The 26,990-nt window shown below is 69.9% G+C and carries 22 protein-coding genes; 15 read left to right on the top strand and 7 right to left on the bottom strand.

The window, feature by feature from the left end; genetic code table 11:
• Positions 1-116: 116 nt before the first annotated feature.
• A complete protein-coding gene (locus tag ACFWDI_RS30205) occupies positions 117-1,454 on the top strand; it encodes an FAD-binding oxidoreductase (RefSeq protein ID WP_385308804.1) in 1,338 nt (445 codons plus the stop codon).
• Here the strand turns inward: ACFWDI_RS30205 and ACFWDI_RS30200 are convergent.
• A complete protein-coding gene (locus ACFWDI_RS30200) occupies positions 1,435-2,019 on the bottom strand; it encodes a biotin transporter BioY (protein ID WP_362681107.1) in 585 nt (194 codons plus the stop codon). The two genes, ACFWDI_RS30205 and ACFWDI_RS30200, sit on opposite strands and share 20 nt — an antisense overlap.
• Positions 2,020-2,454: 435 nt before the next feature.
• Here ACFWDI_RS30200 and ACFWDI_RS30195 point away from each other — a divergent pair, with 435 nt between their 5' ends.
• The 3 genes from ACFWDI_RS30195 to ACFWDI_RS30185 all read left to right on the top strand — a co-directional run bounded on the left by ACFWDI_RS30195 (position 2,455) and on the right by ACFWDI_RS30185 (position 5,341).
• Positions 2,455-3,897 (top strand): amino acid permease, encoded by a 1,443-nt coding sequence (locus ACFWDI_RS30195; protein ID WP_385308802.1) that lies wholly within the window; start codon positions 2,455-2,457, stop codon positions 3,895-3,897.
• 395 nt (positions 3,898-4,292) lie between these two features.
• Entirely contained in the window at positions 4,293-4,934 is a 642-nt protein-coding gene (locus ACFWDI_RS30190) for a superoxide dismutase (RefSeq protein WP_385308801.1), read from the top strand.
• 197 nt (positions 4,935-5,131) lie between these two features.
• A complete protein-coding gene (locus ACFWDI_RS30185) occupies positions 5,132-5,341 on the top strand; it encodes a hypothetical protein (RefSeq protein WP_327323627.1) in 210 nt (69 codons plus the stop codon).
• 2 nt (positions 5,342-5,343) lie between these two features.
• On the opposite strand, the gene ACFWDI_RS30180 is transcribed toward ACFWDI_RS30185, so the two are convergent.
• On the bottom strand, positions 5,344-5,988 hold the full coding sequence (locus tag ACFWDI_RS30180; RefSeq protein ID WP_327323628.1) for a DsbA family protein: 645 nt from the start codon (positions 5,986-5,988) through the stop codon (positions 5,344-5,346).
• A 133-nt stretch (positions 5,989-6,121) separates the two neighbouring features.
• Between ACFWDI_RS30180 and pepN (ACFWDI_RS30175) the strand changes: the two genes are divergently transcribed.
• The gene (pepN, locus tag ACFWDI_RS30175) at positions 6,122-8,710 is read left to right on the top strand and encodes an aminopeptidase N (protein ID WP_385308798.1); all 2,589 of its coding nucleotides are present in this window, start codon (positions 6,122-6,124) and stop codon (positions 8,708-8,710) included.
• 347 nt (positions 8,711-9,057) lie between these two features.
• Positions 9,058-10,089, top strand: a complete 1,032-nt coding sequence (locus ACFWDI_RS30170) for a hypothetical protein (protein ID WP_385308796.1) — start codon at positions 9,058-9,060, stop codon at positions 10,087-10,089.
• Between the two features lie 13 nt (positions 10,090-10,102).
• Here the strand turns inward: ACFWDI_RS30170 and ACFWDI_RS30165 are convergent, their stop codons facing one another.
• From ACFWDI_RS30165 to ACFWDI_RS30150, 4 genes are all read right to left on the bottom strand, one after another.
• Positions 10,103-11,272, bottom strand: a complete 1,170-nt coding sequence (locus tag ACFWDI_RS30165) for a serine hydrolase domain-containing protein (protein WP_385308794.1) — start codon at positions 11,270-11,272, stop codon at positions 10,103-10,105.
• A 119-nt stretch (positions 11,273-11,391) separates the two neighbouring features.
• Positions 11,392-11,862, bottom strand: a complete 471-nt coding sequence (locus ACFWDI_RS30160) for an NUDIX hydrolase (protein ID WP_385308792.1) — start codon at positions 11,860-11,862, stop codon at positions 11,392-11,394.
• A 92-nt stretch (positions 11,863-11,954) separates the two neighbouring features.
• Positions 11,955-12,848: a pyridoxamine 5'-phosphate oxidase family protein gene (locus tag ACFWDI_RS30155; RefSeq protein WP_385308791.1), complete on the bottom strand. Its 894-nt coding sequence runs from the start codon at positions 12,846-12,848 to the stop codon at positions 11,955-11,957.
• A 14-nt stretch (positions 12,849-12,862) separates the two neighbouring features.
• Positions 12,863-13,318, bottom strand: a complete 456-nt coding sequence (locus ACFWDI_RS30150; protein ID WP_385308789.1) for a VOC family protein — start codon at positions 13,316-13,318, stop codon at positions 12,863-12,865.
• Between the two features lie 117 nt (positions 13,319-13,435).
• Here ACFWDI_RS30150 and ACFWDI_RS30145 point away from each other — a divergent pair, with 117 nt between their 5' ends.
• The 9 genes from ACFWDI_RS30145 to ACFWDI_RS30105 all read left to right on the top strand — a co-directional run bounded on the left by ACFWDI_RS30145 (position 13,436) and on the right by ACFWDI_RS30105 (position 25,963).
• Entirely contained in the window at positions 13,436-13,981 is a 546-nt protein-coding gene (locus tag ACFWDI_RS30145; RefSeq protein ID WP_385308787.1) for a CGNR zinc finger domain-containing protein, read from the top strand.
• A gap of 289 nt (positions 13,982-14,270) precedes the next feature.
• Positions 14,271-17,594 (top strand): S8 family serine peptidase, encoded by a 3,324-nt coding sequence (locus tag ACFWDI_RS30140; RefSeq protein ID WP_385308785.1) that lies wholly within the window; start codon positions 14,271-14,273, stop codon positions 17,592-17,594.
• 183 nt (positions 17,595-17,777) lie between these two features.
• A complete protein-coding gene (locus ACFWDI_RS30135; protein WP_385308783.1) occupies positions 17,778-18,806 on the top strand; it encodes an aspartate-semialdehyde dehydrogenase in 1,029 nt (342 codons plus the stop codon).
• A 196-nt stretch (positions 18,807-19,002) separates the two neighbouring features.
• Positions 19,003-21,594, top strand: a complete 2,592-nt coding sequence (gene pepN, locus ACFWDI_RS30130; RefSeq protein WP_385308781.1) for an aminopeptidase N — start codon at positions 19,003-19,005, stop codon at positions 21,592-21,594.
• A 203-nt stretch (positions 21,595-21,797) separates the two neighbouring features.
• Positions 21,798-23,228, top strand: a complete 1,431-nt coding sequence (locus ACFWDI_RS30125) for a sensor histidine kinase (protein ID WP_385308779.1) — start codon at positions 21,798-21,800, stop codon at positions 23,226-23,228.
• Positions 23,225-23,641, top strand: coding sequence for a roadblock/LC7 domain-containing protein (locus ACFWDI_RS30120; protein WP_385308777.1), 417 nt, complete (start codon positions 23,225-23,227; stop codon positions 23,639-23,641). The genes ACFWDI_RS30125 and ACFWDI_RS30120 overlap by 4 nt, the downstream gene beginning before the upstream one ends.
• Positions 23,638-23,997, top strand: coding sequence for a DUF742 domain-containing protein (locus tag ACFWDI_RS30115; RefSeq protein WP_385308775.1), 360 nt, complete (start codon positions 23,638-23,640; stop codon positions 23,995-23,997). Before ACFWDI_RS30120 ends, ACFWDI_RS30115 begins: the two co-directional genes overlap by 4 nt.
• Positions 23,978-24,598 carry an ATP/GTP-binding protein gene (locus ACFWDI_RS30110; protein WP_385308774.1) on the top strand — a complete coding sequence of 207 codons (621 nt, stop codon included), beginning with the start codon at positions 23,978-23,980 and terminating at the stop codon, positions 24,596-24,598. The genes ACFWDI_RS30115 and ACFWDI_RS30110 overlap by 20 nt, the downstream gene beginning before the upstream one ends.
• Positions 24,599-24,865: 267 nt before the next feature.
• On the top strand, positions 24,866-25,963 hold the full coding sequence (locus ACFWDI_RS30105) for a selina-4(15),7(11)-diene synthase (protein WP_385308772.1): 1,098 nt from the start codon (positions 24,866-24,868) through the stop codon (positions 25,961-25,963).
• Between the two features lie 37 nt (positions 25,964-26,000).
• On the opposite strand, the gene ACFWDI_RS30100 is transcribed toward ACFWDI_RS30105, so the two are convergent.
• Positions 26,001-26,915, bottom strand: a complete 915-nt coding sequence (locus ACFWDI_RS30100) for a LysR family transcriptional regulator (protein ID WP_385308770.1) — start codon at positions 26,913-26,915, stop codon at positions 26,001-26,003.
• Positions 26,916-26,990: the final 75 nt, after the last annotated feature.

Raw genomic sequence — 26,990 nt, 5'->3', positions numbered from 1 at the left:
CATAGATACCACTATCGTGTCGTCCCGGATCCTGACCCAAACCTGACGGCGGATGTCAGGTTATTGAGACACGCTCTCCGTGAAAGCCGCCGAGGAACGAACGGAGAGCCCTCTTCATGCTTCCCACCGCCGAGACCACCTTCCGCCCTGGTGACGCCGGCTACGAGGACGAGCTGGCCGGATTCCAGACGGGGTTCAGCCGGCGGCCGGCGCTGATCGTCGGTGCGGCCGACGCCGAGGAGGTGCGCTCGGCAGTGGCGTACGCGGCCGGGCACGGGCTGCCGGTCGGCGTGCAGGCCACCGGCCACGGTCTGCCGGGAGCCGCCGACGGCGGGGTCCTGATCAGTACGCGCCGGATGGACGGCGTACGCGTCGACGCCGCGGCGCGCACGGTACGCGTTGCGGCCGGGGTGCGCTGGGGCCAGGTCGTCGCGGCCGCGGCCGAGCACGGTCTGGCTCCGCTGAACGGCTCGGCGCCGAGCGTGGGCGCGGTCTCGTACACGCTCGGCGGCGGACTCGGCATCCTGGCACGGGAGTTCGGCTGGGCCGCCGACCATGTGCGCTCGCTGGACGTGGTCACCGCGGACGCCGAGCTGCGCCATGTCACGCCGGACAGCGAGCCGGAGCTGTTCTGGGCGCTGCTGGGCGGCGGGCACAACTTCGGCGTGGTGACGGCGCTCGAGATCGACCTGGTCCCGGTGGCCAGGGTGTACGGCGGGTCGCTCCTCTTCGACGCGGACCTGGTCGACCGGGCGGTGCGCGTCTTTCTGGAGTGGACGGCCGATCTGCCGGAGACGGTGACCTCGTCGATGGGCGTGGTCCGGTTCCCGGACGCGCCGATGGTGCCGGAGCCGATGCGGGGCCGCTACACCGCCTCGATCCGGGTGGCGTACACCGGGGACGCGGCGGAAGGTGAGCGGCTGGTGGCACCGCTGCGGGCGATCGGGCCCGCGCTGAAGGACTCGCTGCGGGAGATGCCGTACACCGAGAGCCACACCATCCACAGCGATCCGGACTTCCCGCACGCCTACTACGGGGACAGTGCGATGCTGCGCGATCTGGACGCGGTGTCGGCGCGGGAGGTGCTGGCGCTGACCGGGCCCGATGCGCCGGTGATGTCCGTGGTGCAGATCAACCATCTGGGCGGGGCGCTGGAGCGGGAGCCGAAGACTCCGAACGCGGTGCCGTTCCGCGACGCGCGCCATCTGGTGCGGGTGCTGAACCCGCTGGACGGTCCGGACCTGGGCGCGGTCCGCGCCCTGCACGGGCGGGTGTTCGGGGTGCTGGAGCCGCTGACCGTGGGCCGCTCGCTCAACTTCGCCTTCGGCGGCGGCGACCGTACGCAGGGGCTGTACGACGCCGAACGGCTGGAGAGGCTCACCGGGGTCAAGTCGCAGTACGACCCGGCGAACCTCTTCCGGCAGAACTACAACATCAGCCCCGGCGGCCGATGAGCTTCCAGGCGGTGGGCAGCGCGCCCATCGCCAGGGCGGCCTTCAGAGCGTCGCCGATGAGGAACGGCACCAGGCCCGCGGACACTGCCTGACCCATCGTCATCCCGGTGGCCAGGGCCAGGTACGGGACGCCGACCGCGTAGATGATCACGGAGCCGGCCACCATCGCGCCGGCGGTGCGCAGCACGGAGCGGTCGGCGCCGCGGCGCGCGAGGGCGCCGACGACCGTGGCGGCGAGCAGCATGCCGAGGATGTAGCCGAAGGACGGCATCGCATAGCCGGAATCGCCCTCCGCGAACCACGGCATGCCCGCCATGCCGACCACCGCGTAGAGCGCGAGAGAGAGGAAGCCGCGGCGGGCGCCGAGCGCGGTGCCGACGAGGAGCGCGGCGAAGGTCTGGCCGGAGACCGGGACCGGCGAGCCCGGGACCGGGACGGTGAGCTGGGCCGCTATGCCGGTGAGTGCCGCACCGCCGACGACGAGCGCGATGTCCCGGGTACGGGAGGCAGGCAGCAGGTCGGCGAGGACCGCTCCGGGACGGGAGGTGACGGAAGCAGTACTCATCGGGACTCCGCGGAGGTGAGGGCAGGTAAGGACACGGCGACGCTATCTCGCGGTGATCGCTCGATCACCATCAGCCGCCGACAAAGGCCGACGGAGCACTTTGGTGGGGATCAAACAAAAGCCGCCGGTCATGCGCGAGTTGGCGTGATGCTCGTCACTGAGGTCGGAGCGGAGTGGGCCCGTTTTGCGCGGAGGGACGGACTCCGGAGAGACTGTGGAGTCCCGCCAACCCGGCTGCCGCACCGCTCCTGGTCGCGGCGGGACGCGAGGGACGCGTGCGACACGTGCGCGACGTCTGCGACGCTGTGACGACGTGCGCAAGTGTTCACCTTGTGTGAGCATCGTGCCCGTATAGCGGACATACGTTCCTCGTAAGCGGGTCTCATGCCCAGACTGGTCCGCTCCCCCGTCTCAGCGACTGAACAGGGCACGCCCATGTCTCGGACCTCCGCGCCTGCGCCCGTCGACCAGCAGGCCGACGCTTCGCTCTCGCACGGACTCAAGCAACGCCATCTGTCGATGATCGCCCTTGGCGGTGTGATCGGCGCCGGACTCTTCGTCGGCTCCGGCGCCGGCATCGCCGCGGCCGGCCCGTCCATCGTCATCGCCTATGCGATCTCCGGCCTGCTCGTCATGCTCGTGATGCGCATGCTCGGCGAGATGTCGGCGGCGAACCCGGCCTCCGGCTCCTTCTCGGTGCACGCCGAGCGGGCGATCGGCCCCTGGGCGGGCTTCACCGCGGGCTGGGCGTTCTGGTTCCTGCTCTGTGTGGCCGTCGGCCTCGAGGGCATCGGCGCCGCGAAGATCATGACCGGCTGGCTGCCGGGCACACCGGAATGGGCCTGGGTCGCCCTCTTCATGCTGGTGTTCTGCGGTACGAACCTGGCGGCGGTGAAGAACTTCGGCGAGTTCGAGTTCTGGTTCGCGGCGCTCAAGGTCGGCGCGATCGCGCTCTTCCTCGGCATCGGCGTGCTGGCGATCCTCGGCATCCTGCCGGGCACCGACGCGCCCGGCACCGCCAACCTCACGGGCGACGGCGGCTTCATGCCGAACGGCTCCGAAGGCCTCGTCGTGGGTCTGCTCGCCTCGGTCTTCGCGTACGGCGGCCTGGAGACGGTCACGATCGCCGCGGCCGAGTCCGAGCACCCGGTCCAGGGCGTCGCCAAAGCCGTGCGTACGGCGATGTGGCGCATCGCGATCTTCTACATCGGCTCGATGGCCGTCATCGTCACACTGGTCCCGTGGGGCGACCCGAAGGTCGTCGAGAAGGGCCCGTACGTCGCGACCCTCGACCACCTGGGCATCCCTGGTGCCGGCCAGATCATGAACGTGGTCGTGCTGGTCGCGCTGCTCTCCGCGATGAACGCCAACGTCTACGGCGCCTCCCGCATGGCCTGCTCGCTGGTGGCCCGCGGCCAGGGCCCGAAGGTGCTCGGCAAGGTCTTCGGCGGTGTGCCGCGCACTGCCGTACTGGTCTCCTCCGTCGTCGGTTTCGCGTGTGTGCTGCTCAGCTACTGGCGGCCCGACGATGTCTTCATGTGGCTGCTCAACATGATCGGCGCGATCATCCTGGTCGTGTGGATCTTCATCGCCGTCTCCCAACTCCTGCTCCGTCGCCGGATCGAGCGCGAGGCGCCGGAGAAGCTGGTGGTGAGGATGTGGCTGTACCCGACGCTGACCTGGGTCGCGCTGGCGGGCATGGCGACGATCTTCGTCCTGATGGCGCGCGAGGCGGACACGCGTGCGCAGCTGTACTACACGGGTGGGCTGACGCTGGCGCTTGCGTCCGTGGGCTATGTGCGTCAGGCGCGGGCGGCGCGTGGCGGAGTCGAGCCGGTGGACGCGGAGCCGAGCGGGGCGGAGCCGAGCGACGCGTGAGGGATGACCGGGGCCGTCCGGTGGCCGGTTCGTCCTCAATGGCCGGACGGGCTCAGATTGCCGGACTGGCTTGAGTTTCCGCCGGGCCGGCGATACGGCGCAGCGCATTCGACCCCCGGGCCGCCACGGCCCGGGGGTCCTCCGTGTCCGGGAAGCATCGCCCGTGCTTTTCGACGTCGCGCGCCCTCTATCCACGCCGCGCGGCATATGACAATCTCGCCTCCCCGCTCCGCTCGCCGCGCCTTCGCCTCCCCGCGAACCAGGCGCGCGAGCGGATCGGCGACAGCCTGACGACCACCTGGAGTCCTAGGACCACCGCCTGATCACCCCCCAGCCTTCTTGCTGCTAGCGTGCATCTGCATAAGATGTGCAATAAGCACCCGGAGGGACCGGCCATGGCCACGTACACGCTTCCTGAACTTCCTTATGACTACGCGGCGCTCGAACCGGTCATCAACCCGGAGATCATCGAGCTCCACCACGACAAGCACCACGCCGCCTACGTCAAGGGCGCCAACGACACGCTCGAGCAGCTCGCGGAGGCGCGCGAGAAGGAAGCCTGGGGCTCGGTCAACGGCCTGGAGAAGAACCTCGCGTTCCATCTCTCCGGCCACATCCTGCACTCGATCTACTGGCACAACATGACCGGCGACGGCGGCGGCGAGCCGCTGGAGAAGGACGGCGTCGGCGAGCTCGCCGACGCGATCGCCGAGTCGTTCGGCTCCTTCGCCGGCTTCAAGTCCCAGCTGACCAAGGCCTCAGCGACCACGCAGGGCTCGGGCTGGGGCGTCCTCGCATACGAGCCGGTCAGCGGCCGTCTGATCGTCGAGCAGATCTACGACCACCAGGGCAATGTCGGCCAGGGCTCGGTCCCGATCCTGGTCTTCGACGCCTGGGAGCACGCCTTCTACCTTCAGTACAAGAACCAGAAGGTGGACTTCATCGAGGCGATGTGGAAGGTCGTCAACTGGCAGGACGTGGCGAAGCGTTACACGTCCGCCAAGCAGCGCGCGAACAACCTCCTGCTCGCTCCGTAGCACCGCCGCCGTAGCGCCGTCGCCGTAACGGCACATGGTCGTCCTGCTCGTGATCGTCTTCTCAACCTTCACCTGCAGGCGGATGAAAAGGGGCGGCCCCCGCGAGGATGTGACTCGCGGGGGCCGCCCGGTTTTGTGCTGTCGCTCCCACTTCGCCTCGGTCTAAACTCCCCGCCACCGACTGACGAGGGAGCGCCATGCCGAGGACCATGTGGTGCGACACCTGCAAGTCCGACGAGACTCACCGCCCGTTGAACGACGCCGAGAAAAAGTGGGCCAGGGACCGCACCGCCAGGAAGTACGTCGGCGACTTCTGGCTGTGCACCAAGCCGGCCTGCCGCAATCTCCGCACCGGCGGGAACAAACGTCCCTTTCCCGACCCCGTACGGCTGCCCCTGCCCGAGTGAATTCAGTCGAAGATCGGGCCCTGCGTACGCGTGCGCTTGATCTCGTAGAAGCCCGGGATGGACGCGACCATCAGCGTGCCGTCCCACAGCTTCGCCGCCTCCTCGCCCTTCGGGGCAGGAGTGACGACCGGGCCGAAGAAGGCGATCTGCTCGCCGTTGCTGCCGGGAACCGCGATGACCGGCGTGCCGACCTCCTGGCCCACCTTGTCGATGCCTTCCTTGTGCGAGGCGCGCAACTCGGTGTCGTACGCGTCGGAGTCGGCGTACTCGATCAGCTCCGCCGGCAGGCCGACCTCCTCCAGCGAGGCCACTATCGCCTCACGGGTGGCGCCCTCGCCGCGGTTGTGGAAGCGGGTGCCGAGCGCGGTGTAGAGCTTGCCGAGGACCTCGTCGCCGTACTTCTGCTGCGCGGCGATGACGACGCGGACCGGGCCCCACGCCTGCTTCATGCCCTCGCGGTACTTCTCCGGGAGCTCGTCGAGCTTGGGCTCATTCAGGACGGCGAGGCTCATCACATGCCAGCGGACCTCGACGTCGCGGACCTTCTCCACCTCGAGCATCCAGCGGGACGTCATCCAGGCCCAGGGGCACAGGGGGTCGAACCAGAAGTCGGCCGTGATCTTGCCGGGCTTGCCGTTCTCGGACATGTCTCTCCTCGTTAGCACGTCGCGTGCGCCTCGAACGGGCAACACCACCGCTCACCCGAGGATTCCCTGATACCGCGTGCCAGGTGCACATGGGAGGATCGGTGCTGTTCGAACGAGACACGAAGGAGTGCCCGTGCCCGGTGAGAATCTGTCCCGCGACGAGGCCCGTCAGCGGGCCGAGCTGCTGTCCGTCGACGGGTACGAGGTCGCCCTCGACCTGCGTTCGGCGGTCGGGGAGGCCGCGGAGGACTCCGGGCCGCGCACATTCCGTTCGGTGACGACGATCCGCTTCCGTTGTGCACAGCCGGGCGCCTCGACCTTCGCCGATCTGCTGGCGCCCGCCGTGACGGCCGTGACGCTGAACGGCGAAAAGCTGGACCCGGCCGCCGTCTTCGACGGCTCGCGGATCGTGCTGGACGGCCTCGCCGCGGAGAACGTGCTGGTCGTGGACGCGCAGTGTGCCTACAGCCGTACGGGCGAGGGGCTGCACCGCTTCATCGACCCGGAGGACGGCGAGGTCTACCTCTACACCCAGTACGAGCCGGCCGACGCGCGCCGTGTCTTCGCCACATTCGAACAGCCGGACCTGAAGGCGCCGTTCCGACTGGAGGTGACCGCGCCCGACGGCTGGACGGTCTGGAGCAACGGCACGGGCGCGCCCGACGGGGACGGGGTGTGGCGGTTCGCCGAGACCAAGCCGATCTCGACATACATCACCGCGGTCGTCGCCGGTCCGTACCACTACGAGACCGACCTCTACACCCGGACCTTCGACGACGGTACGACGCTGGAGATCCCGCTCGGTGCGATGTGCCGCAAGGGGCTCGCCAGGCACTTCGACGCGGACGACATCTTCCTGGTGACGAAGCAGGGCCTGGACTTCTTCCACGACCACTTCGACTACCCGTACCCCTTCGGGAAGTACGACCAGGCGTTCGTGCCCGAGTACAACATCGGCGCGATGGAGAACCCCGGGTGTGTCACCTTCCGCGAGGAGTTCGTCTTCCGCGGGAAGGTGACACAGGCGTCGTACGAGCGCAGGGCCAACGTCATCCTGCACGAGATGGCGCATATGTGGTTCGGCGATCTGGTCACCATGCAGTGGTGGGACGACCTGTGGCTGAAGGAGTCGTTCGCGGACTTCATGGGCTCGTTCTCGCTGGTGGAGGCGACCCGGTTCAGCAACGGCTGGGTGACCTTCGCCAACAACCGCAAGTCATGGGCGTACCGCGCCGATCAACTGCCGTCCACACATCCGATCACGGCCGACATCCATGACCTGGAGGCCGCGAAGCTCAACTTCGACGGGATCACGTACGCGAAGGGCGCGTCCGTGCTGAAGCAGCTGGTCGCGTACGTGGGGCGCGAGGCGTTCCTGGAAGGCGCGAGGCGCTACTTCAAGCGGCACGAATACGGGAACACGCGCCTCGGCGACCTGCTGTCGGTGCTTGCGGAGACGTCCGGGCGGGACATGGTGGCGTGGTCGCAGTCCTGGCTGCAGACGGCCGGCGTCAACTCCCTCACCCCGGTGGTCACATACGACGCCGGTGACAGGATCACGCAGCTCGCGGTGGTCCAGGAGGCGGCCGAGTCGCATCCCGAGCTCCGGCCGCACCGGGTGGCGGTGGGGCTGTACCGGCGGTCGGGCGGGGAACTGGTGCGGTACGCGCGCGCCGAGGCGGACGTCGCCGGGCCGCGGACCGTCGTGGACGGGCTGACCGGGGCGGAGCGGCCGGACCTCGTGCTGGTCAACGACGAGGATCTGACGTACTGCAAGATCCGCTTCGACGAGGGCTCGCTGGCGACGCTGCGGGCACATCTGGGCGACATCACGGACCCGCTGGCGCGGGCGCTGTGCTGGTCGGCGCTGTGGAATCTGACCCGGGACGCGCTGATGCCGGCGCGGGACTTCATCGATCTGGTGCTGCGGTTCGCGGGGCGCGAGTCGGACATCGGTGTGCTGCAGATGCTGCACGCGTGGGCGCGCTCGGCGCTCCAGCACTACGCGGCGCCCGAGTGGCGCGAGCAGGGCGGGCGGCTGCTGGCGGAAGGCGCGCTGCGCGAGCTGCGGCTGGCCGAGCCGGGCAGCCAGCACCAGCTGACGTGGGCGCGGTTCTTCGCGACGGCGGCGACGTCGGCGGCAGATCTGCAGCTGCTGCGGGGCCTGCTGGAAGGTACGGCGAAGATCGACGGCCTGGAGGTGGACCAGGAGCTGCGCTGGGCGTTCCTGGAGCCGCTGGCCTCGCACGGGGTGGCGGACGAGTCGGTCATCGCGGACGAGCTGGCCCGCGACGACACGGCCTCGGGCAAGCGCCACCAGATGCGGTGCCTGGCGGCACGGCCGTCGGCGGCGGTGAAGGACCAGGCGTGGGCGCAGGTCGTCGAGTCGGACACGCTCTCCAACGCGCTGGTGGAGGCGACGATTTCGGGATTTGTGCAGGCCGGGCAGCGGGAGCTGCTGGCGCCGTACGCGTCGAAGTACTTCGAGGCGATCGAGCGGGTGTGGGCGGACCGGTCCATCCAGATCGGCATGGACGTGGTGAAGGGCCTGTTCCCCGGCCTGCAGGACGACGAGGGGACGCTGGAGGCGACGGACGCGTGGCTGAACGGCCACGCGGGCGCGCCGCCGGCGCTGCGGCGTCTGGTGCTGGAGGCACGGGACGACCTGGCGAGGGCGCTGCGGGGACAGGCGTGCGACGGGGGCGCGGGGGCGGGTGCCTGAGGGGTCTTCTCCCCCACCCCGCCCCTTCCCGTAACCGGGGGCAAGCCCCCGGCCCCCCGGGTGGGACGTGAGGGACGAGGCCCCCCACGTCCCCTGGCGGGACGCGGCAGCTTCGCGCCGCCACATGGCTGGCGGCCGGTTCCGCCCGGCTCGGCATGCCCCGGCATCCCAGGGCGGTCCTCCCCGGCTTCCCGGGGTGCGGGGCAGGCGGGCGATGGCGTGTGCTCGGTATGAAGTGGCTCTTTTCGGCAGTCGAACTCCCGTACTTTAGGACGGGCTTGTCCGGGTTTGTCGACGAGCTTGTAACAGTGGTTAGCCGGCCGTCCCAGCGCGGGAGTCTCCCGGACATGAAACACAACACCCCGCTTTCCCCCCTCCCCCTGAGCCACCTCGCCGACGTGCAGCGGCGCGTGCTGTCCGTCGCGCAGCTGCGCGCCCACGGCGTCTCGGCCGCCCGGACCACCGCCCAGTGCCGGCCCGGCGGGCCCTGGCAGCTGCTGCTGCCCGGTGTGTACCTCCTGCACCCCGGTCCGCCGACCAGCGAGGAGCGGCTGCACGGCGCACTGCTGTACGCCGGGCGGCCGGTCCTGCCCGCACAGGCCGGGCCGGACAAGGCCGACGACGCGCTCCGGTACGGCGAGGCCATGATCACCGGGCTCGCCGCGCTCGCCCTGCGCGGATTCGCGGCCGCTCCGCCGCTGCTCTCGCTCGAGCGGATCGACGTCCTCGTGCCCCGCACCCGGCGGCTGCGGTCGACCGGATGCGCCCGGCTGGTCCGGGCGCACGCCCTGCCGCGACCGGAAGTGATCACCGGTCTGCCCGTCGCACCTGTGCCGCGCGCCCTCGCCGACGCCGTCGCGGAGCTTCCCGACGCCAAGGCCGTACGCCGGCTGCTCACCGAGGCGGTACGCGGCGGGCACTGCGAACCCGCCGCGGTCGTCAAGGAGTTGAACCGCGCGCGGCTGCTGAACCGGCCCCATGTGGTGGACGCCGTCGACTCACTGCTCGCCGAGGGGCGGGCGCTCGCCGAGGACCGGCTGTACGAGCTGGTGCGCACCGGCGGACTCCCCGACCCCGTCTGGAACGTCGACCTGCGCCTCCCCGGCGGCCCCCATCTCGGCGGCATCGACGCCTACTGGCCCGAGCAGGCCGTCGCCGTCGAGCTGGACACCCGCGCGCCCCGCCACGACGAGGACGCGCTGTGGACGGAGTACGCCCGCAAGCGCGAGCATCTGGAGCGGCTCGGCATCACCGTCGTACACATCACGCCGAAGAAGCTACGGGAGTCACTGGAGCAGCAGGCGACCGTGGTCCGTACGGCACTGATGGCGGCGACCGACCGCGACCCGGCCGCGTATGTGGTCGTGCTGCCGCGGTGAGCCGCCAACCCGGTCAGCCGCAGAACTCCGCCTCGACGACCGCCTCGCTGTCCCCCGCCCAGTCGCCGTTGAAGTTCAGCGCCAGCGAGTGGCTCCCGTCCCGGGTGATGAGCGCCTCGGACGCGGAACCGTGAATTCCGCCTCCGTGGCCCCAGACCTCGGTGCCACAGCTCGTCGTGTGCCGCATCAGGCCGAGACCGTAGCGGTTGTACGGCTCCTTCGGGTCCGTCGGGACGGTCGTGGTCATTTCCCGCAGTTGCCGCTGCGGCAGCAACTCGCCCTTCAGCAACGCCCGGTAGAAACGTTGCAGATCGGCGGAGTCGGACACCATCTCGCCCGCCGACCCGGCGGCCGACGGGTTCAGTTCGGTCACGTCATGGATCTTCGCCTTCGGGTCCTCGGACAGCTTCGAATAGGCCCGGCCGCTGGGGCGCGGCATCCGGGCCTCGGTCCCGGGCACGGAGGTGGCGCGCAGCTGGAGCGGGCGCAGGATCCGGCGCTCGATCTCGGATCCGTACGGACGTCCCGTCACCCGTTCGACGACCATTCCGGCGAGGATGAAGTTGGTGTTGGAGTACTTCCAGGCCGTGCCGGGGGTGAACTCGGGTCGGTGGCCCATCGCGAGCCCCACCAGCTGCCGCGGCGTCCATGTGTCGTAGCGGTGCTGGAAGAAGCCGTCGCCGAAGACCTTCTCCAGGAAGCCCGGGTCGCCGGTGTAGTTGTAGATACCGCTGGTGTGGTTGAGAAGTTGTCTCAGAGTGATCCTGCGCCCGTCGTGGCCGTTGCCGCGCACCACACCGGGGAGCCACTGCTCCACGGTGTCGTCCAGGCTCAGTCTGCCTTCGGCCTCCAGCTGGAGCACGACCGTGGCGACGAAGGTCTTGGTGATGGACCCGACGCGGAAGCGGTCCTGCGGCAGGCGCTCGCGCCCGGTCCGCAGGTTCGCCACGCCGGCCGTGCCGCTCCAGGTGCCGTCGCGGTCGCGCGCCTGGGCGACGACTCCGGGCACTCCGTCGCGTACGGCGGCCTCGATCGCCTGCTGGGTACTGCGGTGGGTCCCGCCCGTCCCGCCCGTCCCGGTGTCCGCGGCGGCGGGGTTCACCAGAGCGGCGGCGGCCAGGGCTGCCACCGCCACCGCTCCCGTCAACGCCGCCCGGACCGTACGTACCGTACGCAATGACATGCCAGTCCCCTGTCTTCCGCTGCTCTTCCACTGCACTCGACCGCCTTACGGCTGCGGTCGGCTGAGGGGACTCGGGCGGAGCGTGCGGCGTTGCCCGGGGTGGAAGAGTTGAGCGGCTATCAGCCTTTTCCGGTGATCCGGCCCACCGGGGGCCGCGAACGCCACAGCGCAAGACCGATGTCGACAAGTTCGACCCGCTCCAGACCTGTCACCGCGTCCAGCGGATGCCACGCGGCGAGGTCCGTCGACCCGTCCGTCTCATGGCGCAGCTCCCCGCCGGCGATCCGGCCCTCGTAGACGATGCGCAGCCCCTGGAAGTCGGCGAACGCACCGAGCTTGCGCGGGTACTGGCGGCGGATGGTGTCGATGCCGAGCAGCGCGGTCATTTCGGAGGCGTACCCCGTCTCCTCCTCGACCTCGCGTACGACCGTCTCGAGCGGGTCCTCCCCGTGGTCCATGCCGCCGCCGGGCAGCGTCCACTTCTTGACGCCGTCGCGGGCCACCCAGCGGGCGAGCAGGATGTGTTCCTCCCGTACGCACACGGCGTAGGCCGCAACTCGCAACTCCCTGTTCCGCAACTGCCTGTTCATGCGGTGAGGGTAGAGGTACGGACGCCGACGGACTTCGGACGGGCAGGTTTCGGACGGGCGGGTCGCAGACGGACGGGTTTCGGACGAGCGGGTCAGACGGGCGGGTTGGCGGGCGAGTACTCGGGGGCGGACCAGCGCAACGGGCTGGCCGCCTCGGTCTCGACGACCTGCTCGACGGTGAACCGGGTGGTGCGGCCCGCGTCGGAGTAGTCGGTGTGCGCGGTGCCTGCGAGCTGGAGCGTGGTGCCGGTGCTCCAGTCGAGGAAGAGCAGTCCGGCGCGGGGCTCCCTCTCGAGGTTGCCCAGCGTCAGGAACATCGCATTGCCCGGATAGTCCTGCCAGCTCAGCGTCGTGGGCGAGGTGACCTGTACAAAGCCGGGGTTGCCACCGCGATGGCTGGCGTCGACGCCTTCCGGCGTTCCGGTGGCGATGAAGAAGGTGTCGGCGGCGCGAACGAACTCCTCCTGGTCAGAGGTGAGGTGTCCGCCGCGCCGGACGTCGCCGACCAGGTCCCCGCCGTCCGGGCCGACTGCGTACAGCTCCCGCTTCTGCAGATACTTCGGGCAGTTGGCGAAGACCCGCTCGGCCTCGATCGCAAGGCCGCGCGCCGACGGGCGGGCCGTACCGTCCAGCCGCATCCGGCGGCGGGTGCGCGGGTCGAGTGCGATCGTGCCGACGGGCAGGGGGCCCGCGGCGAGGGCGCCGGCGAGCGGGTCGCCCTGGTGGACGCTGCCGGCGACCGAGATGGAGTGCGCCCCCGTGGCCCGTACGAAACCGGGCGGGCCGGTGAGCAGCGAGGCCCACATCCGGCCCGCCGCGTCCGCAGCGCCGAGCACCAGCATGGGCTGGAGGCCCAGGAAGGCGGCGGCGACCGGCTTGATGCCGTCGCCGATGGAGCGGCCTACGTGCGCGGCCTGGTCGGATACGCCGACGCGCCGCTGCACGGCGAGCGAGCCATGATGGTACGGCTCCCGGTACGGGTCCACGGTGGCCAACTCCCTTAGAAGAAACCGCAGGTGGGCGCCGCCGCGGTCGGTACGGGAGCGCCCTCGGCGCCCGAGGGGGCGTAGATCTCGAGACGGGTGCCGTCCGGGTCGTGGAAGAAGATCCCGCCGGAGGCCGCGCCCTCGCCGTGGGCGACCACGCCCTCGTGGGCGAAGTCGACGCCGAGCGTCTTCAGCCGCGCCTCCGCCGCGCGGACCTGCTCGATGGATTCGGCCTCGAAGGCGAGGTGGTGCAGCCCGGCGAGCGCGGGCGCGTACGCCCCGTCCGCCTGCTGCCAGAGCGTGAGAACGAGCTGCCCGTCGCGGCCGAGGAAGGCGAAGCGGCGGCCTTCGTCCTTGCCCTGCCCGAGTACGTCGAAGCCGAGGGCATCCCCGTAGAAGGGGAGCGAACGGTCGAGATCGGTGACATTGAGGCCGATATGGCCGGTACGCAGAGCGCTGGTCGCCGTCATGGCACACCTTCCGGAAGTCGATATGAGCTAACCGCTTAATTCGACTTTAGAGGTTAGAATCGAGCGGGTCAACCGGTCACGTACCCTTGAGGGGTTAGCTACGGGAGGAGCCCAGGGATGCCCGCCATGTCCGATCCGCGGCCGCTCACCGGCGAGCCGGTCTCCCTCGACCTGCTCAACACCCGGTGGATGCAGGACGGCGTACGCCAGGACCTGCTGACCGGGGTCGACGGGCTGCGCATCTGGCTGACGGCCAACGGCCTCGCGGAACGGTTCACCGCGGACGCGGCCACCCTGGAGCGGACGGTGACCGCCCGCGACGCGCTCGCCGCCCTCGTCGACAGCCCCGGCGACCCGAAGGCCGCCACCCGCGTCGACGAGGTGCTCGGCCATGGGCGCATCCGCGCCAAACTCACCGTGGACGGTCCCGGCGAGGAGGCGGAATTCGCGGACCCGGCCTGGGGTCCCGGCTGGACCGCCGCCCGCGGCCATCTCGATCTGCTGCGCACCGCGCCCGACCGGATCCGCGGCTGCGCACATGAGGCGTGCATCCTGCACTTCTTCGACACGTCACGGAACGGCACGCGCCGCTGGTGCTCCATGGCGGTGTGCGGCAACCGCGCGAAGGCGTCGCGGCACTACGCCCGCACCCACGAGGACTGAGGCCGCCGCCCGCAGGTCCCGGCGGCAGGTCCCGGCCGAGTGCCCTGACCTCGGGTCCCGCCCGCAGGCCCCGGCCGAGTGCCCTGGCCTCGGGTCCCGCCCGCAGGTCCCCATCGCGGGTCCGGCCGGAGAAGCACCCAATTGTCCCGCATGGCGTATCCGCCGCAGTGGCGGATCTACGCCATGACCGAGTCCCGTCGCTGCCAACCCTCCACAAACCCCTGTCACTTACGAAAGGCTGAGCGGTCATCCGGCACCGAATTCCGGACCCTACCTTTCACATACAGGGATGCTGATGACCCCCGAATCCCAGAGCTCCATTCCAGGGCGCTCCGTACCAGGTCACAGACGCGCGGCCCGTATAGCGGCCGCCGCGTCGCTCGTGACCGCACTGATCGCCGCCGGCGCCGCACCTGCCTTCTCGGCCGCGCCCGCCGACGATCCGGGCACCTCCGGCGTCAAGGCCAAGTCCTCCTCCGACAAGCTCGGTTCGGCCGACGCCGAACTTCTCGCCCAGGCCGAGGCCAAGGGCGAGAAGAGCGTCACCGTGATGGTCGCCACCGCACCCGGCGCGACCGAGCAGGTCGTCGGGCAGCTGGACGCCGTCCAGGGCGCCGTCGTGGGCAGGACGTTCGACCAGCTCGGTTACGTACGGGCCACCCTTCCCACCGCCAAGGCGGAGGCCGCGCTGAAGGCGGCCGCCAAGCTCTCCAGCGTCCACGGCATCGACCTCAAGCACGAGGTCAAGCTGGACGACCCGACCCCGGCGGCAGACACCACCAAGGCCGCGGGCACCGCGGGTACGCAGGCCGCGAAGTACCCGGCGCCCGGAAAGAACACCCCGGCGAAGAACCCGTACAACCCGTCCTTCGAGACCGGCGCGGTGGACTTCGTCAAGCAGCACCCCAAGGCCGACGGCCGCGGCGTGACGATCGGCATCCTGGACTCCGGTGTCGACCTCGGCCACCCCGCGCTGCAGAAGACCACCACCGGCGAGCGCAAGATCGTCGACTGGGTCACCGCGACCGACCCGGTGGCGGACGGCGACGGGACCTGGCGCCGGATGTCGCTCGACGTCAGCGGGCCGACGTTCACCGTCAACGGCCGTACGTACTCCGCCCCGGCGGGCGCGTACAAGTTCAACCTCTTCGCCGAGGCCGCCACCAAGGGCGGCGACATGGCCGGTGACCTCAACCGGGACGGCGACACGACCGACGTCTGGGGCGTGCTGTACGACCCGGGCACCCGCACCGCCACCGTCGACCTCGACAATGACGGGAACTTCTCGAACGACACCGTGATGAAGCCGTACAAGAACGGCTTCCAGATCGGCCACTTCGGCAAGGACAACCCGGCGACCGACGTCGTCGAGCAGATCCCGTTCGTCATCGAGGTCCGCAAGGACGTCGTCTACAACGCCGCGGGCGCCAAGGCCGACTACGTCAACATCGGCGTCATCGAGAGCGAACACGGCACCCACGTCGCCGGCATCACCGCCGCCAACAGCCTCTTCGGCGGCAAGATGAACGGTGAGGCGCCCGGCGCCAAACTGGTCTCCTCGCGCGCCTGCACCTGGAGCGGCGGCTGCACCAACATCGCGCTCACCGAGGGCATGGCCGACCTGGTCATCAACCGCGGCGTGGACATCATCAACATGTCCATCGGCGGTCTGCCCGCGCTGAACGACGGCAACAACGCCCGCTCCGAGCTCTACACCCGCCTCATCGACACCTACGGCGTCCAGCTGGTCATCTCGGCCGGCAACGAGGGTCCGGGCACCAACACCATCGGCGACCCCGGCCTCGCCGACAAGGTGATCTCGGTCGGCGCCGCCATCTCCCAGGAGACCTGGGCCGCCAACTACGGCTCCGCGGTGACCAAGAAGTACGCCATGCTCCCCTTCTCCTCCCGCGGCCCGCGCGAGGACGGCGGCTTCGCGCCGATCATCACCGCGCCCGGCGCCTCCATCAACACCACCCAGACCTGGCTGCCCGGCAGCCCGGTCGCGGAGGCGGGCTACCAGCTCCCGGCCGGCTACTCCATGCTGCAGGGCACTTCGATGTCCTCGCCGCAGGCAGCGGGCGCGAGCGCACTGCTGCTCTCGGCCGCCAAGCAGCGGCACATCGAGCTGACCCCGGCGAAGCTGCGCACGGCGCTGACCAGCACCGCGCACCGCATCCCCGGTGTGCAGGCGCATGAGCAGGGCTCCGGCCTGATCAACATCGTGGACGCATGGGACGCCATCGAGGACGGCGCCACCGCCCATGAGTACAGCGTCAAGGCCCCGGTCGACACCGCGATCGACTTCGCGCTGAAGACCCCCGGCTTCGGCACCGGTCTCTACGACCGCGAGGGCGGTCTGAAGGCCGGCCAGAAGAAGTCCTACGACGTCGTCATCACGCGGACGACCGGACCGGACCGCCCCGTGCGGCACGAACTGGACTGGAAGTACAACGACGGCACCTTCGACCTGCCCGGCAGCGGCGCGGTCACGCTGCCGCTGAACACCCCGGTCACCGTCAAGGTCGAGGCCAGGCCCAAGGCGGCCGGTCTGCACAGCGCGATCCTGGAGGCGGACGACCCGCGCACCGAGGGCGTGGACAAGCAGATCATGACGACCGTGGTCGTCTCCAAGGAGCTCGCGAAGCCGGCGTACACCTTCTCGGCGTCCGGTTCGGTGCAGCGCAACAGCCACAAGTCGTACTTCATCACGGTGCCCGAGGGCGCGAAGAACCTCGAGGTCGCGCTCGGCGGTCTGGCCGCCAAGAGCCAGACCCGATTCATCGGCATCCACCCGTACGGCGTGGGAGTCGAGGACAGCTCGACGATCTTCTGCTACCCCAATTACAACAATCCGGCGAACACCTGCCGTCCGGACTTGCGCTCGTACCCCGAGCCGACCCCGGGCGTCTGGGAGATCGAGGTCGAGTCGCGGCGTACGTCTCCGCTGCTCGACAACCCGTACAAGCTGGACGTCAGCCTGCTGGGCGCGTCCTTCGACCCGGCCGTCAAGACGCTCCCCGAGGCGAAGGTCGGTACGCCGGCCCCTGTCGAGTGGAAGGTCACCAACGGCTTCGCCGCGATCGACGGCAAGCTCGCGGGCGGTTCGCTGGGCTCGGCCAAGGTCGCCCGTCCGTCCATCAAGAACGGTGAGTCGCAGGAGTCGACCGTCACCGTCGGTGAGGGCGTCGAGCGTCTCGACGTCGCCATCGGCGGGGTCTCCGACACCGGCGCCGACCTGGACCTGACCGTCCTGCTGAACGGTGTCCAGGTCGGACAGTCGGCGGACGGCGACTCGGAGGAGGCGGTGAGCCTGCTCAAGCCGGCCGCCGGCACCTACACCATCGTGGTCGACGGCTACTCCGTCCCGGCCGGGACCACCGAGTACAACTACCGCGATGTGTTCTTCTCGCCCTCGCTCGGCTCGGTCAAGGTCGACTCGACGAAGCCGGTCAAGCTCGCCAATGGAGCGTCGGCGCAGGTCAGCGCCGAGGTTCTGGTGGGCGGCCCGGCTCCCGAGGGACGTCAGTTCTTCGGCGAGGTGCAGTTGCTGAACGCCCACGGCACGGCCGCGGGCGCCGGCAGCGTGGTGATCGAGAAGGTCACTCCGTAACGGTGTGATGTGACGGCGCGAGCCGTACGACGGCGGGGCGGGCGCTCTTCGGAGCACCCGCCCCGTCGGCATGTCCTGTCTCACACGTCCCGAAGCCCGGACAATGGATTGGACAAGAGGACCCAGGTCATACGCATCATGGGCAGGCTGCCCGCGTCGTACGCACAGACAGAAGGAGTCACCGTGAGGGTCGGAATCGTCGGAGCCACCGGTCAGGTCGGCGGAGTCATGCGCAAGATCCTCGCCGAGCGAAAGTTCCCGATCGACGAGCTTCGTCTGTTCGCCTCCGCACGGTCGGCCGGATCCACCCTCGAGTGGGAGGGCCAGGAGATCACCGTCGAGGACGCGACCGCCGCCGACTACTCCGGTCTGGACATCGTGCTCTTCTCGGCCGGTGGCGCGACCTCCAAGGCGCTCGCCGAGAAGGTCGCCTCGCAGGGCGCCGTGGTGATCGACAACTCCTCGGCCTGGCGCCGTGACCCCGAGGTGCCGCTGGTCGTCTCCGAGGTCAACGCGCACGCGATCAAGAACCGGCCCAAGGGCATCATCGCCAACCCGAACTGCACGACGATGGCAGCGATGCCGGTGCTGCGCCCGCTGCACGAGGAGGCCGGTCTCAGCGCGATGGTCGCCACCACCTACCAGGCCGTGTCCGGCTCGGGTCTGGCCGGTGTCGCCGAGCTGCACGCGCAGGCCTGCCAGGTCTCCGAGGCCGCCGACCAGCTGACCTTCGACGGCGGCGCGGTCGACTTCCCCGAGCCCGGCGTCTACAAGCGCCCCATCGCCTTCAACGTCCTGCCGCTGGCGGGCAACCTCGTCGACGACGGCTCCTTCGAGACCGACGAGGAGCAGAAGCTCCGCAACGAGTCCCGCAAGATCCTGGAGATCCCCGACCTCAAGGTCTCCGGCACCTGTGTGCGCGTCCCGGTCTTCTCCGGCCACTCGCTGCAGGTCAACGCCCGCTTCGAGCGCCCGATCAGCGTGGAGCGCGCGTACGAGCTGCTGAAGGACGCCCCCGGCGTCGAGCTCTCCGAGATCCCGACCCCGCTGCAGGCGGCCGGCAAGGACGCCTCGTACGTGGGCCGCATCCGCAACGACGAGACCGTGGAGAACGGCCTCGCGCTGTTCCTCTCCAACGACAACCTCCGCAAGGGCGCGGCGCTGAACGCGGTGCAGATCGCGGAGCTGGTCGCGGCGGAGCTGCGCGCGTAGCGGTCGTGTCCTCAATCGCCGGCGGGGCTGAATCTTTCAGCCCCGCCGGCGTTTGAGGCGCGGGGTCCGGGGCGGAGCCCCGGCTCCGCCGCACTGCGCCGAACCCGCGCCCCACGGCACCCGCATTAAGGCGGGCAGCCGCACCTCGCCCCGTGGAAGGATGGCCGCAAACGTCACGAACCGAGGAGATGACAGCGTGCCTGGCACGAATCTGACCCGCGAAGAGGCACAACAGCGGGCCCGCCTGCTGACCGTCGACTCGTACGAGATCGACCTCGACCTGAGCTCGGCGCAGGAGGACGGCACCTTCCGGTCCGTGACCACCGTGCGCTTCGAGTCCGCCGAGGACGGTGCGGAGACCTTCATCGACCTGGTCGCCCCGGCCGTCCACCAGGTCGTGCTGAACGGCAAGGCGCTGGATGTCGCCGCCGTTTTCCGGGACTCGCGGATCGCGCTGCCGCATCTGTACGCGGGCCCGAACGAGCTGACGGTGGTCGCGGACTGCGGGTACACCAACACCGGTGAGGGGCTGCACCGCTTCGTCGACCCGGTGGACCAGCAGACTTACCTCTACACGCAGTTCGAGGTGCCGGACGCGCGCCGCGTCTTCGCCTCGTTCGAGCAGCCGGACCTGAAGGCGACGTTCCAGTTCACCGTGAAGGCCCCCGAGGGCTGGACGGTCGTCTCGAACTCCCCGCTGCAGCAGGCGGAGGGGGCGGAGCCCAAGGACAATGTCTGGCGCTTCGAGCCGACGCCGCGGATCTCCACGTACATCACGGCGCTGATCGTCGGTCCGTACCACTCGGTCCACAGCAGCTACGAGAAGGACGGCCAGTCCGTTCCGCTCGGTGTGTACTGCCGCCCCTCGCTCGCCGAGTTCCTGGACTCCGACGCGATCTTCGAGGTCACGCGGCAGGGCTTCGACTGGTTCCAGGAGAAGTTCGACTACGCCTACCCCTTCGCAAAGTACGACCAGCTCTTCGTGCCGGAGTTCAACGCGGGCGCGATGGAGAACGCGGGCGCGGTGACCATCCGCGACCAGTACATCTTCCGCTCGAAGGTGACGGACGCGGCGTACGAGGTGCGTGCGGAGACGATCCTGCACGAGCTGGCCCACATGTGGTTCGGCGACCTGGTCACCATGGAGTGGTGGAACGACCTGTGGCTGAACGAGTCGTTCGCCACGTACACCTCGATCGCCTGCCAGGCGTACGCGCCGGGCTCGAAGTGGCCGCACGCCTGGACGACGTTCGCGAACTCCATGAAGACCTGGGCCTACCGGCAGGACCAGCTGCCGTCGACCCACCCGATCATGGCCGAAATCCGCGACCTCGACGACGTTCTCGTGAACTTCGACGGCATCACGTACGCCAAGGGCGCGTCGGTGCTGAAGCAGCTCGTCGCGTACGTCGGCATGGACGAGTTCTTCCAGGGCGTGCAGGCGTACTTCAAGGCGCACGCGTACGGCAACACCCAGCTGTCCGATCTGCTGGGCGCGCTGGAGGAGACCTCCGGCCGTGATCTGAAGACCTGGTCGCAGAAGTGGCTGCAGACGGCGGGCATCAACATCCTGCGCCCGGAGGTCGAGATCTCCGAGGAGGGGTACGTCACGTCCTTCTCCGTACGCCAGGAGGCACCGGCCCTGCCCGCAGGCGCGAAGGGCGAGCCGACCCTGCGCCCGCACCGGATCGCGATCGGCTGCTACGACCTCGACGAGAACGGCAAGCTGGTCCGTACGAACCGGATCGAGCTGGACGTGGACGGCGAGCGCACGGATGTGCCGTTCCCGCAGAACACCCGCCGTCCCGCGGTGATCCTGCTCAACGACGACGACCTTACGTATGCAAAGGTCCGGCTCGACGAGGAGTCGCTGCGGGTCGTGACCGAGCACCTCGGCGACTTCACCGAGTCGCTGCCGCGGGCGCTGTGCTGGGCCTCCGCCTGGGACATGACGCGCGACGGCGAGCTGGCCGCGCGGGACTATCTGTCCCTGGTCCTCTCCGGCATCGGCAAGGAGTCGGACATCGGCGTCGTGCAGTCGCTGCACCGCCAGGTGAAGCTGGCGATCGACCTGTACGCGGCACCGCAGTGGCGCGAGACGGGTCTGACGCAGTGGACCGAGGCGACGCTGGCGCATCTGCGCGCGGCCGAACCGGGCAGCGACCACCAGCTGGCGTGGGCCCGCGCCTTCGCCGCGACCGCGCGGACGCCGCAGCAGCTCGACCTGCTGCAGGCGCTGCTCGACGGCACTGAGTCCATCGAGGGCCTGGCCGTGGACACCGAGCTGCGGTGGGCGTTCGTGGAGCGGCTTGCGGCGGTCGGAGTGCTCGACGAGGAGGAGATCGCGGCGGAGTACGAGCGGGACAAGACGGCGGCGGGCGAGCGCCACGCGACCACGGCGCGCGCGGCCCGGCCGACGGCGGAGGCGAAGGCGGAGGCCTGGGCCTCGGTCGTCGAGTCCGACAAGCTGCCGAACGCCGTTCAGGAGGCGGTCATCGCGGGCTTCGTCCAGACCGATCAGCGCGAGCTGCTCGCCCCGTACTCGGAGAAGTTCTTCGCGGCGGTGAAGGGCGTGTGGGAGTCCCGCAGCCATGAGATCGCCCAGCAGATCGCGGTCGGGCTCTACCCCTCGCTCCAGGTCTCGCAGGACACGCTGGACGCGACGGACGCCTGGCTGGACTCGGCGGAGCCGAATGCGGCGCTGCGGCGGCTGATTTCGGAATCGCGCGCGGGCGTCGAACGGGCGCTGAAGGCGCAGGCGGTGGACGCCGCGGCTGCACAGCAGTAGTCGTTGCCGTTGCCGTTGCCGTTGCCGTTGCCGTAACAGCACAGAAGGGGCGCCCCGGGCCGTACGGTCCGGGGCGCCCTCGTGTTTCCAGGGCGCGAACTTCCCGCCAATTTCGTGACCCCCCGTCAACCTCCGTTCTCCGACGCCGATATGCTCCGTGCCCGTCGTCATATGATCTTTCTCGTTCGATTCTGAGGATGCTGATGGTTCGACAGGGAACGTCGACCGGAAATCCGCGGCCCCTGGCCGGCTTCGGGTGGCTGCTACCCGTCGCCGTGACCGTTGCGGCCGCAGCCGCGGCCGTCTTCCTGGTCTCCGCGTCGGCCCGCGCCGCCGTGCTCTGGATCGGTGTCGCGGCGGTCGTCGCGGTCGCCGTCGCCTGCGCCGAGGCCGCACGCCGCGGCAGGGTGATCGAGGAGCTCCACGGCAGACTCGCGGAGCGGGAGGCTGCGCTCTCGCGGCAGCAGGCCGAGACCGCACGCCTCGCCGGGGAGCTGCTGCCCCAGGTGGTGGAGCAGCTGCGCAAGGGCGAGTTCCCCGAGGACGTACTGGACGCGCTCGACGCACCGGCAGAGCACCGGGCGGTGCTGCGCTCGGTGCTCGACGCCGTCGTCGCCGAGGAGGACCTGCGTGAGTCCGCGCAGCGCGCCTTCGTGAACATCGCCCGTCGAGTTCAGGCCATCGTGCACCAACAGGCCCAGGAACTCCGTGAGATGGAGGACCGGCACGGCAAGGCTCCGGACGTCTTCGGCGATCTGCTCCGCATCGACCACGGCACCGCGCTCATCGGCCGGCTCGCCGACTCCATCGCCGTACTCGGCGGCGCGCGGCCCGGCCGCCAGTGGAGCAAGGCCGTACCGCTCTACAGCGTGATGCGCGGCGCCATGTCGCGGATCATCGACTACCAGCGGGTGGAGCTGCACTCGGTCTCCGAGGTCGCCGTCGTCGGCACCGCCGTCGAGCCGCTGATCCACGCACTCGCCGAACTGCTCGACAACGCCACCCGCTACTCGCCGCCGCAGACCAGGGTCCATCTCACCGCCGTCGATGTGCAGTCGGGCATCGCCATCGAGATCGAGGACGGCGGCGTGAGCATGAGCGAGGAGGCCCGCAAGCGGGCCGAGCGCATGCTCCGCCAGGCCCAGCAGGGCATCGACGTCAACGACCTGGGCGAGACGCCCCGCCTCGGCCTCGCCGTGGTCGGCCGACTGGCGCAGGTGTACGGCTTCCAGGTCTCGCTGCGCTCGTCGGCGTACGGCGGTGTGCGCGCCGTCCTCGTCGTCCCGCAGGAACTGATCACCACGGCCGCTTCGGCGACCGGCCTCGCGCACGGCATCGGCACCGCCTCCGGCCCCCGCCCGGCCGACCGGGCCCTCGAGGAGCGGCTGCCCAGGCCGGTCACCGGACCCATGACAGCTGACGACGAGGTCCCGATCGTGACCGAACGGACCATGACAGGTCTGCCGCAGCGGCGCCGCAAGGCCCGCGTCACCGCACCGGCCGCCGCCGACACCGCCACCGCGCCCGAGCCGGAGCACTCACCCCCGGTACAGCCGGGCATGTGGCTGTCCGCCTTCCAGAGCGGGCTGTCCGGTGAGCCCACCCAGACGAGCAAGGGGAACACGCAGCCATGATTCAGCAGCAGTCCAACCAGACCAACATGGACTGGATGCTCAAGGACCTGGCCGAGGGTGTACCCCAGACCAGGAACGTGGTCGTGCTGTCCGCGGACGGACTGCGCATGGCCCAGTACGGCGCGGACACCGACACCGCCGACCGGCTGGCGGCCGCGTGCGCCGGACTGCAGAGCCTGGCGGGTGCCGTGGCGAGCGAACTCCCGCACAGCAACGGGCAGATGCATCTCGTCGTCATCGAGATGAACGGCGGTTTCTTCTACCTGATGGCGGCCGGCTCGGGTGCCTATCTCGCGGTGCTGGCCGACGAGGGCGTCGACGCCGGGCTGATGGGCCACCGGATGCGCGATCTGGTGCTGCGGATCGGAGAGCATCTCAGCACGCCGCCGCGGCACGAGGGACAGACCGCGTGAGCAACCCGGGCGGGGACTGGGAAGAGAACAGTCCCGAGCGGCTCTACGTCATCACCGGCGGCCGCAGCGGCTCCTCCGCGCCCACCACTCTCGACCTGGTCACGCTGATCGTCGCCAGGTCCGGCCCCCGGCCCGGTGTACAGCCCGAGCACGCAGCGATCATCCGGCTCTGCCAGGCGCCGCTTTCGGTGGCCGAGCTCTCCGCGTATCTGAGCCTTCCGGTGAGTGTTGTCACCGTGCTGCTCAGCGATCTGCTGGCCGACAACCAGGTGATTGCCCGCGCACCGGTCCAGGCCGCCCAACTCCCCGACCGCGCTTTGATTGAGGCAGTGATCGATGGACTTCAAAAGCTCTGAGCAGGCCGTGGGGCCGCGGAGCGAGGACGTGCTGCCCGAGACGGCCACCGCCGCCGTCAAGGTGGTCATCGTGGGCGGCTTCGGCGTCGGCAAAACGACCCTGGTCGGCTCGGTGAGCGAGATCAGACCGCTGACGACCGAGGAGACCATGACCCAGGCCGGGGTCGGGGTCGACGACATCCAGGGCGTGGAGCGCAAGACCTCGACGACCGTCGCCATGGACTTCGGCCGCATCAGCATCAACGAGGAGCTGGTGCTGTATCTCTTCGGCACCCCGGGTCAGGAGCGCTTCTGGTTCCTGTGGCGCGGCCTGTTCGAGGGCGCGCTGGGCGCGGTGGTGCTGGTCGACACCCGACGGCTCGAGGTCAGCTTCGACGTCATCGGGCGGCTGGAGGAGCGCGGCGTGCCCTTCGTGGTCGCCGTCAACTCCTTCCCCGATGCGCAGGGTTACTCCCTCGACGATGTGCGCGGCGCCCTCGATCTGCCGGCGGAGGTACCGGTCATCGGCTGTGACGCGCGCGAGCGCGCCTCCAGCCGCGACGTGCTGGTGACGCTGATGCGCTATCTGCAGTCCCTCGCCGCGCAGCCGGAGGCGTCGTAACCACGCCGGAGGCCGGACTCACATCGCCTCCGGGCTGAGCCGCCACGGCAGGGGCCCTGGGGTGCCCTGTCCGCAGCTCCTGGTGGAGGTCGCTGTTCCGTTCCGGCCGACAATGTCGACGCGCTGCCTGATAGCTGGGGGATTGTCCTGTTGGAATCAGCCATCACTGCTCAGTACGATGCGTGATAGTTGATCACTAAGGGGTGCCCGTGGCGCGTGTTACGACAGTGACAACGCGTCGCACCCGGCATGGAGAGGTAGGCAGACGTGGAGCCTGAGCTGGCAGTTCCACCAATCTTCTCTCCCATCCCACCGGCGATCCATCCGCGCCATGCGGATATAGACGTACAGACAGCGGCCTGGGCGGAAACGTTTCGCATAGGGTCCGACGAGCTGCGCGGCAAACTCGTCGTGCAGGACATCGGCACCTTCTCCGCCCGGATCCTGCCGGAGGGCCGCGAGGAGGTCGTCTCCCTCCTCGCGGACTTCGTTCTCTGGCTCTTCGGCGTGGACGACGGGCACTGCGAGGAGGGCGAACTCGGCCGACGGCCGGGCGATCTGGCAGGACTGCTGCACCGGCTGCTGCGTATCGCGCAGAACCCGGAAGCCCCCATGCTGCTGGACGACCCGCTGGCCGCCGGGCTGCGGGACCTGCGGCTCAGGGTCAGCCGGTACGGCACAGCGGGACAGACGGCCCGCTGGGTGGACGCACTGCGGGAGTACTTCTTCTCGGTGGTGTGGGAGGCGTCCCACCGCAGCGCCGGCACAGTGCCCGATCTGAACGACTACACCCTGATGCGGCTGTACGACGGCGCGACGTCGGTGGTGCTGCCCCTGCTGGAGATGGGGCACGGCTACGAGCTCCAGCCGCACGAGCGGGACCGCACAACAGTGCGCGCCGCGGCCGAAATGGCGTCGTTCATCATCACCTGGGACAACGACATCTTCTCGTACCACAAGGAGCGGAGCGGGCCGGGCTACTTCCTCAACGTCCTGCGGGTGCTGGAGCAGGAGAACGGGCTCAGCACCCACCAGGCCCTGACCACGGCGATCGCCCAGCGGGACCGGGTGATGTGCCTCTTCATGCGCCTGAGCGACTATGTGTCGGAGCAGGGCAGCCCGCAGCTGCGCCAGTATCTGCAAAGCCTCGCGTCGTTCATACGCGGCGCGCAGGACTGGGGCATCAGCTCCGTGCGGTACACCACGCCGGACGACCCGGCCGGCATCCCCACGGTGTTCCGCGACACCCCCACCGACGACAGCCCCGAGCCGCTGGACATCCCGGCGATCGCATGGTGGTGGGACCTCCTGCCGTGCGGCACCACTTCGCCCGGCCGGTACCGGCCGGTCCAGCGAACTTCCTAGCTCCCGGGAGGGCTGGGCCACCGCGAAGCCGTCCCGCTCACCCCACCCGCGCCGCCGCGACCTCCCGCAGCGCACCCAGCACCCGCCCCACGCCCGGCGCCTCCTCCGCCCCCCGCCGTACCGCCGCCACCACATGCCTGCGCGGCTGGTCCGCGCTCAGGACCCGCATCGCCACGCCCGTGCGCCCGCCCCGTTCCACCGCCGCCATCCGCGGAACCAGCGCGACGCCCATCTCCGCCTCCACCATCGCGAGGATCGCGGTCCAGCCCGCCGCCGAGTGCGCCTGTTCCGGTACGAAACCCGCCGCCTCGCACGCCGCAAGGGTGATCTCCGACCACGGCCCGCTGCCCCCGAAGATCCACCGCTCGCCCGACAGATCGGCCAACCGCAGCCCCGCCTCCGCCGCCAGCGGATGCCCGGCCGGCAGGGCGACGTCCAGCGGGTCGGCCAGCAGCGGTACGCGGCTGAACCTCGGGTCGCGGGCCGTCGGCGCGTGCGCCGCCAGCGACAGCGCCAGATCCACATCTCCGTTGGACAGCAGCTCATACGCCTCCGCCGCCTCCGCCTCCCTGACCCGTACCTCCAGCGCCGGATGCGCCGCACGCAGCCGCCGCACCGCAGGAACCACCAGCGCGGGCACGGCCGTCGAGAACGCCCCCACCCGCACCTCCCCCGCCTCGCCCCGCAGGTATCCGGTCAACTCCGCGTCCGCCCGCTCCAGTTGAGCGAAGACGGCCGCCGCGTGACGCAGCACCAGATGCGCCGCGTCAGTGAGCCTGACCCGCCGCCCATGCGCCTCGAGCAGTGGTACGCCGAGCTGCTTGGCCAGGTTGGACAGCTGCTGGGACACGGCCGACGGGGTCATCAGCAGCGCTTCGGCCGTGGCTGTCACGGTCCCCCGCTCGCTCAGCGTGCGGAGGATCTGCAGCTTCTTGATGTCCCACTCGGTCATGCCCGCAACCTATCCGGCGGCATCCGCAGCCATCCGGTGCTGTCCTTGTCCGGCGCTGTCCTGATCCGGCACCAT

Origin of the sequence: Streptomyces sp. NPDC060064, from assembly GCF_042736455.1 — a bacterium.
Classification (GTDB): Bacteria; Actinomycetota; Actinomycetes; order Streptomycetales; family Streptomycetaceae; genus Streptomyces.
Note: the sequence above shows the minus strand (reverse complement) of the source record. Positions and strands in the feature narration are given on the sequence as shown.